The 17522-nt window shown below is 69.7% G+C and carries 17 protein-coding genes; 6 read left to right on the top strand and 11 right to left on the bottom strand.

Annotated elements, in window-relative coordinates; translation table 11 throughout:
* Positions 1 to 944: 944 nt before the first annotated feature.
* The 6 genes from AC07R7_RS14260 to rsmB all read right to left on the bottom strand — a co-directional run bounded on the left by AC07R7_RS14260 (position 945) and on the right by rsmB (position 6611).
* Positions 945 to 1898 carry a hypothetical protein gene (locus AC07R7_RS14260; protein ID WP_494635594.1) on the bottom strand — a complete coding sequence of 318 codons (954 nt, stop codon included), beginning with the start codon at positions 1896 to 1898 and terminating at the stop codon, positions 945 to 947.
* Between the two features lie 5 nt (positions 1899 to 1903).
* Positions 1904 to 2470, bottom strand: coding sequence for a DUF6932 family protein (locus AC07R7_RS14255; protein ID WP_494635593.1), 567 nt, complete (start codon positions 2468 to 2470; stop codon positions 1904 to 1906).
* Positions 2471 to 2527: 57 nt separating this feature from the next.
* Positions 2528 to 2833: a hypothetical protein gene (locus tag AC07R7_RS14250; protein WP_494635592.1), complete on the bottom strand. Its 306-nt coding sequence runs from the start codon at positions 2831 to 2833 to the stop codon at positions 2528 to 2530.
* Between the two features lie 5 nt (positions 2834 to 2838).
* Positions 2839 to 4581: a heparinase II/III family protein gene (locus AC07R7_RS14245; protein ID WP_494635591.1), complete on the bottom strand. Its 1743-nt coding sequence runs from the start codon at positions 4579 to 4581 to the stop codon at positions 2839 to 2841.
* Between the two features lie 9 nt (positions 4582 to 4590).
* Positions 4591 to 5250, bottom strand: coding sequence for a ribulose-phosphate 3-epimerase (rpe, locus tag AC07R7_RS14240; RefSeq protein WP_494635590.1), 660 nt, complete (start codon positions 5248 to 5250; stop codon positions 4591 to 4593).
* Between the two features lie 74 nt (positions 5251 to 5324).
* Positions 5325 to 6611 (bottom strand): 16S rRNA (cytosine(967)-C(5))-methyltransferase RsmB, encoded by a 1287-nt coding sequence (gene rsmB, locus AC07R7_RS14235; protein ID WP_494635589.1) that lies wholly within the window; start codon positions 6609 to 6611, stop codon positions 5325 to 5327.
* Positions 6612 to 6702: 91 nt separating this feature from the next.
* Here rsmB and AC07R7_RS14230 point away from each other — a divergent pair, with 91 nt between their 5' ends.
* From AC07R7_RS14230 to AC07R7_RS14220, 3 genes are all read left to right on the top strand, one after another.
* On the top strand, positions 6703 to 6936 hold the full coding sequence (locus AC07R7_RS14230) for a DUF1674 domain-containing protein (RefSeq protein ID WP_494635588.1): 234 nt from the start codon (positions 6703 to 6705) through the stop codon (positions 6934 to 6936).
* A 39-nt stretch (positions 6937 to 6975) separates the two neighbouring features.
* Positions 6976 to 7419: an ester cyclase gene (locus tag AC07R7_RS14225; protein WP_492837729.1), complete on the top strand. Its 444-nt coding sequence runs from the start codon at positions 6976 to 6978 to the stop codon at positions 7417 to 7419.
* Positions 7420 to 7507: 88 nt separating this feature from the next.
* The gene (locus AC07R7_RS14220) at positions 7508 to 10534 is read left to right on the top strand and encodes a DUF2339 domain-containing protein (RefSeq protein WP_494635587.1); all 3027 of its coding nucleotides are present in this window, start codon (positions 7508 to 7510) and stop codon (positions 10532 to 10534) included.
* Between the two features lie 7 nt (positions 10535 to 10541).
* On the opposite strand, the gene AC07R7_RS14215 is transcribed toward AC07R7_RS14220, so the two are convergent.
* Entirely contained in the window at positions 10542 to 10952 is a 411-nt protein-coding gene (locus AC07R7_RS14215) for a DUF1801 domain-containing protein (protein WP_494635586.1), read from the bottom strand.
* A gap of 115 nt (positions 10953 to 11067) precedes the next feature.
* On the opposite strand from AC07R7_RS14215, the gene ggt reads away from it, so the two are divergent.
* On the top strand, positions 11068 to 12747 hold the full coding sequence (ggt, locus tag AC07R7_RS14210) for a gamma-glutamyltransferase (RefSeq protein ID WP_494635585.1): 1680 nt from the start codon (positions 11068 to 11070) through the stop codon (positions 12745 to 12747).
* A gap of 131 nt (positions 12748 to 12878) precedes the next feature.
* On the opposite strand, the gene pyrF is transcribed toward ggt, so the two are convergent.
* On the bottom strand, positions 12879 to 13580 hold the full coding sequence (gene pyrF, locus AC07R7_RS14205) for an orotidine-5'-phosphate decarboxylase (protein ID WP_494635584.1): 702 nt from the start codon (positions 13578 to 13580) through the stop codon (positions 12879 to 12881).
* 90 nt (positions 13581 to 13670) lie between these two features.
* Here pyrF and AC07R7_RS14200 point away from each other — a divergent pair, with 90 nt between their 5' ends.
* Positions 13671 to 14366, top strand: a complete 696-nt coding sequence (locus tag AC07R7_RS14200; protein WP_492887452.1) for a MarC family protein — start codon at positions 13671 to 13673, stop codon at positions 14364 to 14366.
* Positions 14367 to 14411: 45 nt separating this feature from the next.
* Positions 14412 to 15668, top strand: a complete 1257-nt coding sequence (locus tag AC07R7_RS14195; protein WP_494635583.1) for a UbiH/UbiF/VisC/COQ6 family ubiquinone biosynthesis hydroxylase — start codon at positions 14412 to 14414, stop codon at positions 15666 to 15668.
* A gap of 14 nt (positions 15669 to 15682) precedes the next feature.
* On the opposite strand, the gene AC07R7_RS14190 is transcribed toward AC07R7_RS14195, so the two are convergent.
* Genes AC07R7_RS14190 through AC07R7_RS14180 form a run of 3 tightly spaced genes read right to left on the bottom strand, consistent with a single transcriptional unit; the run spans position 15683 to position 17511 of the window.
* Positions 15683 to 15883 (bottom strand): Trm112 family protein, encoded by a 201-nt coding sequence (locus tag AC07R7_RS14190; RefSeq protein WP_125157247.1) that lies wholly within the window; start codon positions 15881 to 15883, stop codon positions 15683 to 15685.
* Positions 15884 to 15908: 25 nt separating this feature from the next.
* Positions 15909 to 16592, bottom strand: coding sequence for an LON peptidase substrate-binding domain-containing protein (locus AC07R7_RS14185; protein ID WP_492837721.1), 684 nt, complete (start codon positions 16590 to 16592; stop codon positions 15909 to 15911).
* A gap of 19 nt (positions 16593 to 16611) precedes the next feature.
* Positions 16612 to 17511 carry a tetratricopeptide repeat protein gene (locus tag AC07R7_RS14180; protein ID WP_494635582.1) on the bottom strand — a complete coding sequence of 300 codons (900 nt, stop codon included), beginning with the start codon at positions 17509 to 17511 and terminating at the stop codon, positions 16612 to 16614.
* Between the last annotated feature and the right edge of the window lie 11 nt (positions 17512 to 17522).

Genomic DNA, 17522 nt, shown 5'->3' with positions numbered 1-17522 from the left:
TTGGGCCGGATCCAAACGCCCTCCCCCGCGACGGGGACGCATTGAGTATCGCGGCGGATTCAACGCGGATCATTCAGCAGCGCGTAAGATCGACAAGTGGTTGATTTCGCAGGGTTCGGCGCCGCGAACGCCGGGGACAGAGCGCCCTCAATCCCCACGAATCTCCTTCTCCCCCTGCGGCAGAAGGTGGCGCCGAAGGCGACGGATGAGGGGTTGATCGCCCTGTCAGCCTGGCGCCTGGCCTGCCCGCCCCGGCAGCGTCCCCGTCCTTCAACCCCTCACCCGACCCGCTCCGCGGGCCACCCTCTCCCGCAGGGGGAGAGGGTTTACGGTGGGCGTGGAGCGTAAGCAGATTGGGGATAAGCAACGTCGTTCTGTGGATCGCCAAGATCGCACCATTTCAGCCACTTAACCGAATCGTCGATTTGAACTAAAGGTGAACGTGGGTCGTCGCCCACTTTTCTATCCGACCGGCTTTGCCGGAGCCGACGTGGCAAGGTTCGCAGTCCGCGAACTTGGTGGCGGGGCCCTCCCGCTAGGATGGAGAACCTCATGGCTAGCGCCATTGAGCCAGGAAAGACGGTGTATGTCCGGGCGTATGACCGGACAAGGTTCAGGAAGCGAGAGCACGTTCGCGCGCACTGGCGGTCTGAGCCTCACCAGTATGACCTGTTTAAGTGAGGTCCCCTTCGTAAAGGGACCTGAGGGCGGCGACCCATTTTGCTATTCGCCTCTTCCCGCCCCGGAAGAGCGCCCGCCTTACATCTCACGGCGAGACGATCGCAGGGCTGTCCAGGTCACTCAAGGACCGCCCTCTGGGCGGCCGCGCGCGGCGGCGAAGCCGTCCTTGACTGACCTGGACAGCCCTGCACGCTGCAGCCTCCAAGAGATTTAAGGCGGGCTCCGACGCAGGGCGGGTCGAGGGCAGCGACGCCGCGTTCACGCTAGAGCGCGTGGCTAGGAGCGCCAACATCAGGAATTACACGAACTAAGGTGAAGCTTTCCCGAACTGCAGAAATAGTGTCGCGCACCGTTCGCTTCCGAAACACCGCTGTCACCATGTGACCGACCATCGGGTCAGATTCCAGGGTTTTGAGATATTCTTCGGTGATGTCTCTCGCTACTTTTCCCTTGATACGGAAACCTTCACCCTCAAACTCGAAGCGACGAGCTACAGGTAATACGCCCTGGAGAACTCCTCTAAGCTGGAATTCTTCATCGGCAATGCTGGCATTTGCGACTCGTTCGTAAGCCCTCGCGACCGCGAGTTGGTTTAGCTCGACGGACCTCTCGGGCTCAGCAATCGTGAGGGTCGCTTGATGGTCATGAACCAGTTTCACGAAGTCCCGAATATTTACGAACAGTCGATCGTTAACTTCTTCTAGAGCTAGCTCGGCATCAGCTTCATCCGGTGACGCGACCCGTTCCAAGACACTTATCGCGGCGTCAGCGGCGGCTTTGAGCGCACTATCTGTCCACTGATCCCCTTTTGGGTCTATCTCTTCCAGCACAAAGCCGAATGATCCGTGGAGTACGCCGGTGATGTGCAGTGCGGCCATTTCGCTAGATATGGTTGGGCCGCGCAGCCCTACTCGGCCATCTGAAGCCTGCACGGCGAAAGCTGTAGAAACGGTGCGCTGGAATTGATCAATCGCTTTGCTTCCAAAGCTTGCATCGATTGCCGCAGCGCCTGCTACCGGGCGGCCGTTGAAGATTAGAGCAACTTCGGCGCGCGTGCCCCTCTCCGCAGCCACAGAGGTAAGTTCTCGTTCTACTTCCTCCAAGCGACTACGCAGGGAAAACAAGCCGAGCACGTCACTTGCCGATGTCGTGGCAAGCAATTGCCGAAGGCCCGCTGCTTCCGCGTCCAGTCGTTGGCGAAGGAACAAGGTGCTCATGGATATCAGGCCGTTAGAAGCGCTATCAGCGCGTCATCGGTCGCTTGGCCTTCGTCGGCAACTTGGATGTAGCCTTTCCAGAGGCCGTTTCGACGGTGGGAGAACAATGAGTTCCAATAGCAAAGCTGTTCGATCGTTCGGTGGGAGGCGCTCATAACATAATGGTCGCACCTGAAATTGGCCTTGCTCTGACCAGGTACAAAAAGATTTGAGTTGGCTACTAGAAGGCCATTGAGAGTGGCCGGATCGGCGGGGTGATCAAGAAATGAAAGAACGTCGATATCTCCAGGAGGTCGGCCTTCTGTATGCTCGATATTCTCGCAGAAGCTGCCGTCAATCCATTGACCTTCGATTGTAAATCCTAGGGCTCGAAGTGCAGTCCGTAAATTGAGAAAGCCAACCAGTATGGCTTTCCGTTCCACAGTCGTACCGAGGGCCGATACTTCTTGGATGGTGGAATGATAGGGCGAGAAGCCGCCAGGTCCAGCAGATGGCCAAGTGCCAATGTAGGGCGGCAATACGCCGTTCGGATTGAATGGTGGATACGGCAAAGAGCCTCCCCTCTTGCTCACCTACCAACGTTCCACCGAAGATCTTGAAAAGCAACTAATGGATGTTGCTATTTTGGGTTACGCCTTTTCCGGGTTTGAGCCCTGCCCCACCCGCTCCCGCACCGCCCGAAACACCATCGCCATCTCGATATGCGTCTGCACGTACCCCCGCTCGAACAGGTACGTCAGCATCCGGTCGTAGGCGTCGTCATAGTCCCCCGACGCCACGCTTCCGGGCGCCCGCGCCTCGCGTTCCAGCACCGCCAGGATCTCCGGCGCGTCCGCCGTCAGGGCGGCGACAACCTCGGACACCTCGTCGGCCGTGTACTCGGGCGCCTGCCGCGCCCGGCCGGGGTCCAGCGGGGGTCTTCGGTCGAAGCCCATCGGCCCTAACCCTCCGCCCGGGTCAGTTTCCAGCGGATCTTGGCCCCGACCTCCGGGCGCACCTGGCTCTTCAGCACGATCTGGCCGGCCTTGCGGGCCAGGCCGTGGTCGAAGTGGGCGGTGGGGGCGATCTCGACGTCGACGGCGTCGTTGCGCAGCCACCAGCCGATGTTGCTGGGGCCCCGGATCAGAACGCTCTTGCCGTCGCGGGCGATCGAGGCGCGGGCTTCCGGGTGCAGGTGGAAGCGCACCGCGAAGGGCAGGTAGCGGCGGGGGCCGCCAATTCCGTCTCGGGGGTCGGCGGGGCCTGCGAAGGGGGTCAGGCTGTCCTCGCCGCGCAGCTCGTCATTGACCGCGTCGAGGAACAGGCGGCGGGCGTGCCGCAGGCCCACATGGCGCCAGCCGTCGTGGACGATGTCCAGCCACACCCCGCCGACGTCGTCGTGGCGCTTGGCCTCGACCGCCTGCGCGCCGTCGACCAGCCAGGGGCCGAGCGCGCGGGCGCGGAAGCCCGACAGCGGCCGGCCGGCCGAGCCGTCGCCGACCGAGACGGTGGAGGCCGCGTCGGAGAGGCGGAAGGCGTTGGCGCCGGCGGCCTCGGGGCTCCAGCCGCAGCTGGTGATCAGGCGGTCCTTGGCGCAGACGATCTCGACGGCGGCCGGCTGGGCGCAGGCGGCGACGCTCAAGGGGCCGGCCGGGGGCGGGCCGCAGTCGGCGATCAGCTCGATGCTGCCGCCGATCATCTTGTGATAGCCGCTGTGCGGCGCGGCGTTCAGCGGGCGCGGACCAGCGTCGTCGTGGGCCAGGGCGGCGGCGATGCGCGGCTGGGCGATGGCCTCGCCGCCGTGGAAGGCCGCCAGATGGCCGTCGCCCAGGGTGAAGAACCGGGTGGCGCTGGACAGGCGGTCTATGGCCCGCGACAGGGCCTCGGGGCTGGGCCGGCCGCGCTGGCCCAGGGCGTCGTCCAGGGTCAAGAGGTCGAACAGCAGCTCGACCCCGGCCTCGGGCGAGCGCGTGGCGTGGCCGCCGTCGGCCAGCACCATCCGGTCGAGGTGGCGCAGCAGGACCTTGAGGCCCTTGTCGATCAGCCGCTCGCCGGGCTTGCCGGCCAGGACGCAGCCGGCCAGGGTGGCGACGGCGGCGCGCTCGAGGATGCGGGCGGGGGCGGCGGCGATCTCGAGCAGGTGGCGGGCCTGGCGGGCGAGGTCCCGGGTCAGGTCGGCGATCTCGGCGTCGCTGCCCTCGGCGGCCAGGGTCTTGGCGGCGCAGGCCAGGTGGAAAACCCGGCGCTCCAGGCACTCGGGGGACCACGAGAAGGCGTTCCACTTGCCGAACACCCGCCGCCAGTCGTCGATCAGCCGCAGGGAGCGGCGGGCGCCGTCCGAGCCGGCGGCGGCCAGGTCCGGCAGCCAGTCGAAGCGGTGCAGGCTGACGGCGAAGCGGCGCGAGGGGCTGGCGGTGTCGAACGGGTCGCCGTCGGGGGCCAGGCGCAAGGATCCGCCGTCCAGGGTCAGGGTTCCGGCCAGGATCTTCGACCCGCGCCCGGGATCGACCGGACGCGGGTCGTGCGGCCGGGCGGAGAGGCCCTCGGGGCGCGGGAAGGCGATCAGCAGGCGATGCGGGCCCGAGCCGTACCACTCGCGGGCGACGTGGCTGGCCAGTTCGGCGCCGACGGCCTTCCACAGGACGCCGCCGCCGCGTGAAGAGGCGGGGAACTTCGAGCCGCTGGCGGAACGCTTGACGGCCATGGTCTGGGGTCAGCCGCCCTTCAGCGCGCGGATGTTGTCGGCATAGGCGCCGGGGCCGCCCTTGAACACCGCCGAGCCGGCGACCAGCGCGGTGGCGCCCGCCGCGACGCATTGCGGGGCGGTCGCCGGGGTCACGCCGCCGTCCACCTCGATAATGATGTCGAGGCCGGCCTTGTCGACCAGTTTGCGCAGGGCCTCGACCTTGCGCAGCTGGCCGGGGATGAAGCTCTGGCCGCCGAAGCCGGGATTGACCGACATGACCAGCAGCAGGTCGACGTCCTCCAGGATCCACTCGACGTGGTCTAGGCCCGTCGACGGGTTGAACACCACGCCGGCCTTGGCCCCCAGCTCGCGGATACGCTTCAGGGACCGGTGTAGGTGCGGGCCGGCTTCGGGGTGGATGCTGATCAGGTCCGCGCCCGCGGCGCGGAAGGCTTCCAAATAAGGGTCCGCCGGGCTGATCATCAGGTGCACGTCGAACGGGATCCTGGCGTGCGGCCGGATGGCTTTGACGATGTCGGGGCCGAGCGTGATGTTGGGCACGAAGTGGCCGTCCATCACGTCGACATGGACCCAGTCGGCGCCGGCCGCCTCGATGGCGGCGACTTCCTCGCCCAGCTTGGCGAAGTCGGAGGCGAGGATGGAGGGGGCGATAAGCGGCGCGGTCATGGTCCTGGGATAACCGCGTCCGCCGCTTCTGTCATCTCTACTTGCCTGGGTCCCGGCTTTCGCCGGGATGACAACTACGTTGTCACTTTCCTGAACCTGGCCGCGAAGAAGCCGTCCTGGCCGCCGTCGCGCTGATGCGGCAGCAGGCGAAGGGTCCCGCGGGCGGTCAGGCTGGCCTCGGGGGAGCCGCCTTCGCCGGCGACGATCGGCTCCAGCGCCATGTCCTTGCGGCGCGCCAGGAAGGCCTCGACCTGGGCCTCGCCCTCCTCCGGCTCCAGCGAGCAGACGGTGTAGACCAGCCGCCCGCCGGGCTTGAGGCGGTCGGCGGCGCTGTCGAGGATCTTCGACTGCACGCCGGCCAGGCTGGCCACGTCGCCGGGGCGGGCGGCCCACAGCACGTCCGGATGGCGACGGAAGGTGCCGGTGGCGCTGCACGGGGCGTCCAGCAGGATGGCGTCGAAGGTCCGCGCATCCTCCCAGGCGGCCGCGTCGGCGGCGACGATCTCGGCGGTCAGGCCCATGCGCTCCAGGTTCTCGGCCACGCGCTTGAGCCGCGCGGCCGAGCGGTCCAGGGCCACGACGTTCGCGCCGGCCGCGGCCAGCTGCAGGGTCTTGCCGCCGGGCGCGGCGCAGAGGTCCAGCACCTGCTCGCCGGCCTTGACGTCCAGCAGGCGGGCCGGGACGGCGGCGGCGGCGTCCTGCACCCACCAGGTCCCGTCCTCGAAGTTCGGCCAGGCGGCGACATCGCCTTTGCGGCGCACGCGCAGGGTCCCGCCGTCCAGGATCTCGGCCTCCAGCGCCTCGGCCAGCGCAGGCGCGTCGGCGGACGGCTTCAGGGACAGGTCGGTGGCCGGCTCGATGGCGATCTGGCCGGCGATCTCGCGGGCCGTGGCCTCGCCGAACGCGGCCACCCAGCGCGAATAGAGCCAGGGCGGGGCCAGCAGGGTCGGGTCGTTGGCCGGCTCGCCGTCGCGCAGCAGGCCGCGCAGCACGGCGTTGACCAGGCCCTTGAACGGGCGGCTGGTCTTATTGGCCCCGGCCAGTTCGACCGAGGTCGCCACGGCGGCGAAGGCCGGGACCTCCAGATAGAAGGCCTGGGCCGCGCCGAGGCGGAGCAGATGCATCACCCGGTCCGGCGGGGCCTTCTGCAGCTTGGCGGCCAGGGCGCGGTCGATGGGGCCGAGGTGGCGCAGCACGGCCATGGCCAGGGCGCGCGCGAAGGCCCGCTCACGCGGCTCCAGGAAGCGGAAACCGTTGGCGGAGGCGGCTTCGTCGATGCCGCCGCGGCGCGAGAGGGCCGCGTCGATCAGGGTCAGGGCGGCTTCCCGGGCGGGGAGGCCGTCGTTCAGTTCTTGAGTCACCGCCCCGCCGTGCCCCAAAGGCGAGGGCCAGCGCAAGCGTCTTGCGGAAAAATCGCGCGGCGATGCGGACGAAAAATGCTAGAATCCGCCCATGTCAGAGCCCGTTGACGCGTCCCCATCGCCTGAAATCACCTCCTCCGACGTCCCCGGCGCCGCGCCGGGCAAGGCTCTGAGCCCCGCCGCCCGCCGCGCGCTGGAGGAGGCCGCCGCCCGCCGCGCGGCTGAACACGCCGCCGCCCTGCCGACGGAAAAGGGCGGTCGCGAAGGCCCCGAGCCCACCCGCTTCGGCGATTGGGAGAAGAAGGGCGTGGCGGTCGACTTCTGAGGCTGGCAGGCTCCTCCGAAACAGGAGGAGGAACGGGCCATGGAAGACCTCGCGACCAATCTCGCGGAACGGCGCATCCAGGTGGTGCGCGACCACATGGCGCTGGAGTGCGTCCATGACTGGGACGGAGTGATCGCCACTTTCGAGCATCCCCGCTACGAGATGTACGGCGGCGGCGCGGTGTTCGACGGCGAGGCGGCCGTGCGCGGTTATTTCGCCGCCTCGCGCACGCCGTTCCCGGACCAGGGCAACGAGGTGATCGCCATCGCCCACGCCGGCGATACGGTGCTGGTCGAGTTCTGGCTGACCGGCACGCATCTGGGGCCGCTGAAGATCCCCGGGCGCACGGTCGAACCGACCGGCAAGGCCTTCCGCATCCGCATGGCCGCCAGCTTCGAGTTCGCGCCGGGCAGCGACAAGATCATCTGCGAGCGGCCCTATTACGACCAGTTCGCGGTGCTGCGGGCGCTGGAGCTGGGGTGAGGGCGGGGGCTGCGACTTAAGGTTTCATTGAGCGCCGTCCTCGCATACCAAGACAGGGCCGCTGACTTCGCCGGACGGGACGCACGACATGGAATGGCTGGTGATCCTGGCCCTGGGTGCCTGGATCTATCGACAGGGCCAGAAGATCCGGACGCTCGAGCGACGGCTGGACGCCGCCGACCTAGCGCCGCGCATGGCTCATCAGCCCGCCGCGCCGGCCCCGGAAACCTCGGCGATCGCCGAGCCGATGGCGGCGCGCCCGCCTGGGCTCGCGCCGGACCCCGTTGCCGAGCCGCTTGAGGCCAGCGCTCCGACGCCCGAGCCGGTTTTCGCGCCCTTGCCAGCCGCCCCCAGCGCTCAGCCTCGGCCCGCCCCGCCGCCGCCGAGGATCAACCGCGAGTCGGTCTCGACCTGGCTGTCCGAGAACGGCCTGGCCTGGATCGGCGGTGGCGGTCTGGCGCTGGGCGGCCTGCTGCTGGTGGCCTATGCCGCGCAGCGCGGGCTGTTCGTTCCCGAGCTCCGCATCGCCATGGCCGTGATCCTGGGCGCGGCGATGCTGGGGGCCAGCGAATGGATTCTGCGCCAGACGCCGTCGATCGCCGGCGGTCGCCACCTGCTGGCCGCCGCCGTCTCGGCCGGGGCCGGGGCGGTCACCCTTTATGGCGCCGTCTGCGCGGCCCACGGGCTGTATCACCTGATCCCGCTGGGCGTGGCCGCGGTTCTGGCCGCCGGGATTTCCCTAGGCCTGCTGGGTTTGTCGTTGCGACACGGTGAGCCGCTGGCCCTGGTGGCCGTTGTCGGCGCCGTGCTGACTCCAGCCTTCACCGGCCTGCCGGACTGGTCGCCGCTGGCCTTGACGGCCTATGCGGGGCTGATCGGCGCGACGGGGTTCTCGATCTCGGCGCTGCGGCGCTGGGGCAAGGCGGGCGCCGCCACGATCATCGGCCTGCTGCTGCTGAGCGGCGTCCCGGTGGGCCAACACCAGACCCTTCCGGCGGTGATCATCCAGATCCTGGCCGCCGCCGGGCCGTTCGCCGCGACGCTGTGGCGACGTCGCTTCCGTCGCGACGACCCGGGGGACACCGCTGGAAGCGACTTCCGAGGTTTGCCCGCCCTGGCGCTGGTGCTGGTCAGCCTGGCGTCGTTCGGCCCCTGGTTCTCGGCCCCGATCGGGACGGGACACCTGCCGACCGCCATCCTGCTGTCGGGATTTCTGATCGTCCTGGCGGCGGCCATGGCGATCCGCGACATGATCCGGCCTGGCCTGTTCGCCTTGCCCGTCGGCATGACGATCCTTTGCCAGCTCGTGGCCATGGCCATCGCCGTGCGCGCCCCCGCCTTCGCCGCGCAGCTGCCGTGGCAGCACGCTCTGACCGCTCTGATCCCGGCGGTCACACTCTGGCTGGCGCTGGGCCTGCCCGCCGTTGAGCGCACCCGCGTCCTGGCCATCGGCGGCATCGGCGTGGCGATCCTGGCCAGCCTGACCTGGCCGATTCTGCAGGCGGCGAAGATCGACTTCGGCTGGGCGCCGGCCGCGATCCTGGCGGCGGCCCTGTTCGGCGCGGCGGCCCTGATCGCGCGCCGGGTGGAACAGGCCTCGACGGATCGAGGCCTGGCGCTGTGGCTGGCGGCGGCCGCCGAGATGGCCTTCCTGGCCACGCACGCCGCCGTCGCGCCGCGTCTCGAGCCCGCCGCCTTCGGCCTCGCCGCCCTCGCCCTGGCCGTCGCCGCCTGGCGTCTGCCCTGGCGAGGCCTGGCCCCCGCCAGCGTGGTGGGCGGCCTGATCGCCTTCATCGCCATGCTGCAACCGGACTTCATCGGCGCGGCCCTGGCCGGGCGTCTGCCGCCGGCGACCCTGCTGGCGGTCAGCGCCGTGGCCGCCGGCTTGCTGGTCGTCTCTTCGGCCCTGATCTGGAAGGGCGGCGGCGAGAGCGTCCGCAACGAGGTCGAGGCCCAGCGCGCCACGGGCCTGCTGATCGTGCTGCTGGCGCTGTTCGCGGCCTTGCATGTCGTGATGGCGGGACCCCGCGATCAGGGCGGCGACGGCTTGCTGGAAGCCTCGCTGCGCACCCTGGCGCTGCTGAGCACGGGCCTGCTGCTGGTGTTGCGCCAGCGGCCCGACGATGGCCCGATCACGCGCTGGCGCACGGTGATCGTGGTCAGCCTGGGCGTCGCGCACGGCGTCCTGCTGCAAGGCCTGGTCTGGAACCCCTGGTGGGGCATGGGCCAGCCCCCCGCCGGACCGCCGGTGCTGAACACTCTGCTCCTGTCCTACCTGGCGCCGGCCGGCCTGCTGGCGGCGATCGCCTGGCGACGCCGGCCGGCGGAGGATCGCTGGACCAAGGCCTGGGTCCTGGCCATCCCGCTTTTCGCCCTCCTGTGGGCCCTGCTGGCGCTACGCCACCTTTTCCACGGCGCCGCCATGGGTTCCGCGCCGATCGGCCGGGCCGAGGGCGCGGCCTATGCGATCCTCGGCCTGCTCGCCGCTCGTCAACTGAGCGCGCCCAGCCTGGCCGGGCGCGCCGGCGCCGCCTGGCTGGCTCGGGTCGGGCCGGCTTTCGGCTGGCTGGCGCTGATCGTCGCCGGCCTGGTGTTCGGCGTCCGCGCCAGCCCCTGGTGGGGGCCGATGAGCCAGCCGCTGGCGCCGGTCGGCGCGGCGCTGCTGCTGTTTGGCCTGTACGGTCTGGGCGCGGCGGCGATGCTAGGCCTGAGGCGGGCTGACCGGCCGTTCGACAGGACCGCCCTGGCGGTCGCGGTCGGGACGCTGTTCGTGCTGCTGACCCTGCTGATCCGCTACGCCTTCCACGGCGGCGACCTGCGCGCGGCGACGGGGAACGCGGGCCTGGAGACCTGGACCTTCTCGGCGCTCTGGGCGGTGTTCGGCCTGGCGGTGCTGGGACTGGGCGCGGCGCGCAAGGATATCGTCCTGCGCTGGGCGGGCCTGGCGGCCCTGCTGTTCACGGCGGCCAAGGTGGTGCTGTTCGACCTGGCGAGGCTGGAAGGGGTCACGCGCGCGGCCTCGTTCCTGGCCGTCGGCGCGCTGTTCATCGGCGGCGCCCTGCTGGCCCGTCGCCTGAACGCGCGGCGCCGGCCGGCGGAGGACCTGGAGACCTAGATGCGTCTCACGCCTTCTTCTTCGGCTTGGCCTTGGCGGCGTTGAAGGCCACCGCCTCACGGAACAGCGCCTTGAAGGCCTCGGCCGGGATCTCGGCGCCTTGCGGAAAGTCGATGGCGCGGCGGACATTGCCCTCCAGGCTGGAATTGAACAGCTTGGTCGGGTCTTCCAAGGCCGCGCCATGGGCGAAGGTCGTCTTGACCACAGCCTTATAGACCTCGCCGGTGCAGATCAGGCCGTCGCGCGACCAGACCGGCTTGCCCCACTTCCATTCCTCGACCACGTCGGGATCGGCGTCCAGGATCAGGGCGCGCAGGCGGGCCAGGGTTTGGCCGCGCCAGTCGGGGATCGCGGCGATGGCGCGGTCGATCAGGATGGAGGCGGGAACGCCGACGTCCTCGGGGCGGGTGCTCTTCACGGCGTTCCTCCAGAAAGCCCGCCGATCAGCAAGACCAGGGCGAGGAGGGCGTCAAGAACCATTGTTCCGCGAACGGTATCGGCTAGCGTGGCCTGATCATCGCCGGAGACATCCCTTGCGCCTGCTCGCCAAGATCGTCGCGACCGCCCTGCTGCTTTTCGCCCCGCCCGCCTTAGCAAAGCCGGCCACGCCCGTTCCGGTGCTTACCGCCGGGGCCGTGGCCTCGCCGGACCGCTACGGGGCGCTGGCGGCGGCGGAGATCCTGAAAGCGGGCGGCAACGCGGTCGACGCGGCGGTGGCGACGGGCTTCGCCCTGGCCGTCACCTACCCGGAGGCCGGCAATCTGGGCGGCGGCGGGTTCATGACCCTCTATGTCGGCGGCAAGCCCTACTTCCTCGACTATCGCGAGACGGCCCCGGCGGCGGCTTCGGCCGACATGTACCTGGGCCAGGACGGCGAACCGACTCCGGGCCTGTCGCTGTACGGCAACCTCGCGGCCGGCACGCCCGGCACGGTGCGCGGCCTGGCCATGGCCCATAAGCGCTTCGGCAAGCTGTCCTGGGCGCGGGTCCTGGCCCCGGCCATCCGCTACGCCCGCGACGGCTTCACGGTGAACGCCCAGTTCTCCGGAATGCTGGCCGGCGAGGTCCCGCCGCAGTTCGCCAAGACCAACTTCCGCGACCACTTCGGGCCGGTGAAGGCCGGGACGCTGTTCAAGCAACCCGAGCTCGCCGCCACCCTGGAGCGGATCGCAAAGGGCGGCGACAAGGCGTTCTACGAGGGCAAGACCGCCGACCTGATCGTCGCCCAGATGGGGCGCGGATCGGTCAAGGGCCTGATCACCAAGGCCGATCTCGCGGGCTACAAGGCCGTGTGGCGCGCGCCGGTCACCGCCAGGTGGCGCGGCTATGACGTCATCACCGCACCGCCGCCCAGCTCGGGCGGCGTCGCGCTGATGCAGATGCTGCTGATGAAGCAGGACCTGGCCCCGAAGTTCAAAGGCGTCGGCCTCAATGATCCCCAGTACGTCCACCTGCTGGCGGAGATCGAAAAGCGCGTCTACGCCGACCGCGCGGAATATCTGGGCGACCCCGATTTCGTGAAGGTCCCGGTGTCCAACCTCATCGACCCCGCCTATGTCGCCCGGCGCGCCCGCGAGGTCGATCCGGACAGGCCGTCGCCGACCAAGGCGGTGGTCCCGGGCCTGGAGAAGCCGCAGACCACCCACTATTCGATCGTCGACAGGTGGGGCAACGCCGTCTCCAACACCTATACGCTGAACGGCTGGTTCGGCTCGGGCGTGGTGGTCGAGGGGGCGGGCTTCATCCTCAACGACGAGATGGACGACTTCTCGGCCAAGCCCGGCGCGCCCAACATGTTTGGCGTGGTCGGCGGGACCGCCAACGCCATCGCGCCCCACAAGCGGCCCCTGTCGTCGATGACCCCGACGATACTGGTCAAGGACGGCAAGCCGGCCATGGTCATCGGCACGCCCGGCGGCTCGCGGATCTTCACCTGGGTGTTCCAGGTGCTGGCCAATGTGTACGACCACGGCCTGACCCTGAAGGCGGCCCAGAAGGCGCCGCGCTTCCACCACCAGCTGCTGCCCGAGAACGTGATCTTCCACGAACCCTCCGCCCCGCCCTCCGCCGCCCTGAAGACGGCGCTGGAGGCGCGCGGCTACACGTGGACCGAGGACTTCAGCGGCGACATGGAGGCGATCCAGGTGGTGGGCCGGACGCCCGTGCCCGAGGCCGATCCCCGGGCGCGCGGCGTGGCGATGGTGGTGAAGTAGGACTGCGCTGGCCCCCTCCACCGGCTTCGCCGGTCCCCCCTCCCCCAAGAGGGGGAGGAGAGGTCTCTCTCCGCCCCGTTTGGGGGCGGACAGACCTGCGTAAGCAGGTCAGGTGGGGGCCTGTGCCGAGCCTACAGCCCGGCGATCTCCGCCGCGACCTTCAGGGCCGCCTCGCGCGGGTCGTTGGCCGCCGTGATCGGGCGGCCGCAGACCAGGTGGCTGGCGCCGGCGCGGATGGCGGCCTCGGGGGTGGCGGCACGGGCCTGGTCGTTCTTGGCCGACCAGAACGGGCGCACCCCGGGCGTGACGATCAGGAAGTCCGGGCGTCCGGCCTCGTTGGCGATCTCGCGAGCCAGGGCGGCCTCGTGGGGGCTGGAGACGATGCCGTCGACGCCGCATTCGACCGCCTGGCGCACCCGGCGCTCGACCAGGTCGCGGGCCCCGAAGGCGTAGCCCATCTCGATCAGGTCGGCGTCGGTCAGGCTGGTCAGCACCGTCACCGCCAGGATCTTCAGGCTCGAGTCGCCGCGCGCCTTGACGGCCGCGTTCATCACCTGCGGCTCGGCGTGGACGGTCAGCAGGTCGCAGCCGCTGGTCGCCAAGACCCGCGCCGAGCGCTCCACGGTCGCGCCGATGTCGTGCAGCTTCCAATCGAGGAAGATCGACTTGCCCGAGGCCTTCAACTCATGGGCCAGGGCCATGCCGTCGCTGGCCAAGAGCTCCAGGCCGATCTTGTAGAACGACACCGCATCGCCCAGGCGCTGGACCATGTCGCGGGCGTCGTCGACGGTGGGCAGGTCCAGCGGAACGATCAGGCGCGGATCGGCGGTCATGTCTTTGCCCCCAGGGGTTGGCGCGCGAAGCCGTCCGCCCTAGGAGATAGGGTGAAGGTTCAGGCGCTTTGATAAAGGTAAGGACGTCGAATGACCGAGGCCAAACTCGCCGTCAACTTCTTCGTCGCGCTGTTCGCCCTGATCGACCCGATCGGCAACGTGCCTTTGTTCGCCGCCGCCACCCTGGGCGCGGCCGCCGCGGGCCGGCGGATGGTGGCCGTCTATATCGGCCTGTTCGTCGCGGCGTTCCTGATCTTCTTCTTCTTCACGGGCGTGGGCCTGCTGGCCTTCTTCGGCATCTCGATGCCGGCGTTCCGGATCGCGGGCGGCATCATCCTGTTCATTCTCGGACTGGACATGGTGCGCGACGACTTCACCACCATGTTCGCCGACGCGGCCGAGGGCATCGAGGGGCAGTCGGCGCGGGTCTACGCCAAGCAGCGCTTCGAGCGCCTGATCGTGCCGTTCGCCATGCCGCTGCTGATCGGTCCGGGCGCGATCTCGACGGTGATCATCTACGCCGCCGAGGCCAAGCCGTTCGGCTGGGCGGGCCTGGGTCTGGGCGTGGCGGTGATCTCGGCGGTGTCGCTGGTGCTGGTGGCGGTGTTCTGGGCCGCGCCGCTGATCAGCCGGGTGCTGGGCCGAATCGGCATGAGCATCGTGGTGCGGGTCCTGGGCCTGATCCTCTGCGCCCTGGCGGTGCAGTTCGTGCTGATCGGCGTCGGCGACGCGACGCGCGGCCTGGTGCGCCAGGACGCCAAGGCCCCCTACGCAGCCGCTAAGTAGCCGCGCGGTCTGGACAGCCTCGGCCGCACGCGCCCATATCCCGCCATGCGCGCTTCCGCTCACGATGCCGACGTGATCATCGCCGGCGCCGGCATGGCCGGCTCCACCCTGGCTCTGGCCCTGGCGTCGGGCGGCTTGAAGCCGCTCCTCATCGACCCGCAGCCGTTCGAAGCCCAGTTGGCCCCGACCTTCGACGGGCGCAGCTCGGCCATCGCCTATTCCTCGTTCCGCCAGTGGCGCGCGATCGGCGCGGGCGAGGCGCTCGCGCCCCACGCCCAGCGCATCGAGCAGATCCTGGTCACCGACGGCCGCACGCCGGGGGCGGCGGCCCGCAAGGCCTCGCCGGCCTTCCTGCGGTTCGACAGCAGCGAGATCTCCGGCCGCATCGATGGCGAGCCGCTGGGCTATCTGATCGAGAACCGCCAGACCCGCGCGGCGCTGTCGAAGGCAGTAATCGACAAGGGTATTCCGGTCATCGCTCCGATGGCGGCCAAGGCCCTGGCGGTCGAGGCCGGGGCCGCGAAGCTGACCCTGTCGGACGGCCGGGTGCTGTCGGCCCCGCTCGCGGTCAGCGCCGAGGGACGCGGCTCGGTCCTGCGCCGGGCGGCCGGCATCGGCGAGATCGCCTGGGGCTACGGCCAGAGCGGCGTCGTCGCCACGGTGCGGATGGAAAAGCCGCACGAGGGCGTGGCCCACGAATATTTCCTGCCCAGCGGCCCGTTCGCCATCCTGCCGCTGACGGGCAACCGCGCCAGCCTGGTCTGGACCGAGAGCACCGCGCGTGGCGAGGCCCTGCGCAACGCCTCGCCCGAGGTTTTCCACGCCCACCTGATGCGGCGGTTCGGCGACTTCCTGGGCGCGGTGACCGTCGAGGGGCCGACCTTCGTCTATCCGCTGTCGCTGCTGCTGGCCGAGCGGATGACCGCCCCGCGCCTGGCCTTGATCGGCGACGCGGCTCATGGCGTGCACCCGATCGCCGGGCAGGGGCTGAACCTGGGCCTGAAGGACGCGGCGGCGCTCGCCGAGGTGCTGGTCGAGGCCGTGCGCGGCGGCGAGGACATCGGCGCCGAGGCGGTGCTGGAGCGCTACGCCCGCTGGCGGCGGTTCGACACCGTGACCAACGCCCTGGCCTTCGACGCCTTCGTGCGGATCTTCTCGAACGACAATCCGCTGCTGCGGGTGGCGCGCGGGGCGGGCCTGGCGGTAGTCAACCGCATCGCCCCGGCGCGACGCTTCTTCATGCACGAGGCCGGCGGCGGGGTGGGGGATCTGCCGAAGCTGCTGCGGGGCGTGGCGCTGTAGAGGGCGGCGACGCCCTACTCGCTCAGTTCGCGCGCCTCTTCCGGCAGCATGATCGGCACGCCGTCGCGGATCGGATAGGCCAGCTTGGCCGAGCGGCTGATCAGTTCGCCCTTGGCGCGGTCATATTCCAGCGGGCCGCGGGTCACGGGGCACACCAGCACTTCCAGCAGGCGCGGATCGACATCGATGGTCGGGGTGGGAGCGTCTTGGGTCATGGGCTGTGTCTACTGGCCCTCTCGCCTATTGGATAGAGTGCGGTTCGTCATCGTCCCCGGCGGCGGCGTCGATCTCCAGCAGCGCCGTCAGGGTCGCCTTGCGCTCGAAGATGGTCTCGGCCTCCAGCAGGGCCTGCTTTTCCATCGGGTCGAACGGCAGGGCCATGGCCAGACTGTTGATCAGGGCGTCGGAGGGCGCGCTCTCGGCGTCGGTCCAGTCGATGGCCAGGCCCCGGTGGTCGAGATAGCGGCGCAGGGCCGACAGCAGGCGGTCGATATCGGCGGCGGTGCGCGTGCCGCCGGGGCCGTCCTCGCGCAGATCCGGCTCGTAAGGCGCGAAGTCGGCGCGGACCTGACGATAGGGCGTGCGCACCGGCAGCTCGTCGCCGGTCCGGAAGCGGCAGACCCCGGTCAGGGTGATCAGGTAGCGGCCGTCGCTGGTCTCGGCGAAGCTGGTCACCCGGCCGGCGCAGCCGACGGGGGCCAGGGGCGGTTGGCGCGGGTCGGCCTCCTGGCCGGGCGCCCGCGGGCGGGTCTGGATCATGCCGATGATCCGCTCGCCCGACATGGCGTCATCCAGCATGTTCAGGTAGCGCGGTTCGAAGATGTTCAGCGGCAGATGGCCGCCGGGCAACAGCAGGACGCCGTCCAGCGGAAACACCGGGATCACCAGAGGAAGGTCGCTGAGCTTTCGGTAGGCCGCCGCCATTCGGCGCTCCCCTTTTTCTCTAGCTGAACAGGATCGACGACAGCTTGCGTCGACCCTGCTTGGCGACTTCGGAGGTCGGTCCCGCGGCCTCGAACACCGTCAGGAGTTGCTTGCGGGCCGCGTCGTCGTTCCAGGCACGGTCGCGTGCGATGATGGCCAGAAGGTGGTCGGCGGCGTCCTGCAGGCGACCGGCCCCAGCCAGGGCCTTGGCCAGCTCCAGGCGGGCCTCGTGATCGTCTGGGTCGGCGGCCAGGCGCTGTTCGAACTCGGACGTCTCGGACGGGGCGTCTTCCGCGAGCGCGAGCGCGGCGCGGGCGGCGTCCAGGTCGGGATCCTTGGCGTCGGCCGGAGCCATGGCCACCACCTCGGCCGCGCCCTCCAGGTCGCCGCCCAGCAGATAGGCGCGGGCCATGCCGCCCAGGGCCTTGATGTTCTCGGGATCGGTCTGCAGGGCCTGGGCGAAGGCCTGGGCCGCGCCGCCGATGTCGCCGATCTCCAGCGATTCCTTGCCCAGGGCGATCAGGTCGTCGATGGCGCTGGGGCCGGCCGGGCCGCCCAGCTTCTCGACGAAGGCCTTGACCTGGCTCTCGGGCAGGGCGCCCTGGAAGGCGTCCACCGGACGCCCATCCACGAAGGCGTAGACCGTCGGGATCGACTGCACGCGCAGCTGGCCGGCGAAGCCGGGATTGGCGTCGACGTCGATCTTGACCAGCTTCACCGCGCCCTTGGCGGCCGTGACCACCTTTTCGAGGGCGGGCGTCAACTGGCGGCACGGGCCGCACCAGGTGGCCCAGAAGTCGACGATGACCGGCTGGGTCTTCGAGGCCTCGATCACGTCGGCCATGAAGCTGGCGTCCGTGCCGTCCTTGATGTGTTCACTTTTCGCCGGTGCGGCGGGCTTTTCGCCGATCAGGGACATCGGGTCTCTCG

Source organism: Caulobacter sp. GW821-FHT05F04, from assembly GCF_059419665.1.
This window is presented reverse-complemented; position numbering and strand designations above follow the sequence as displayed.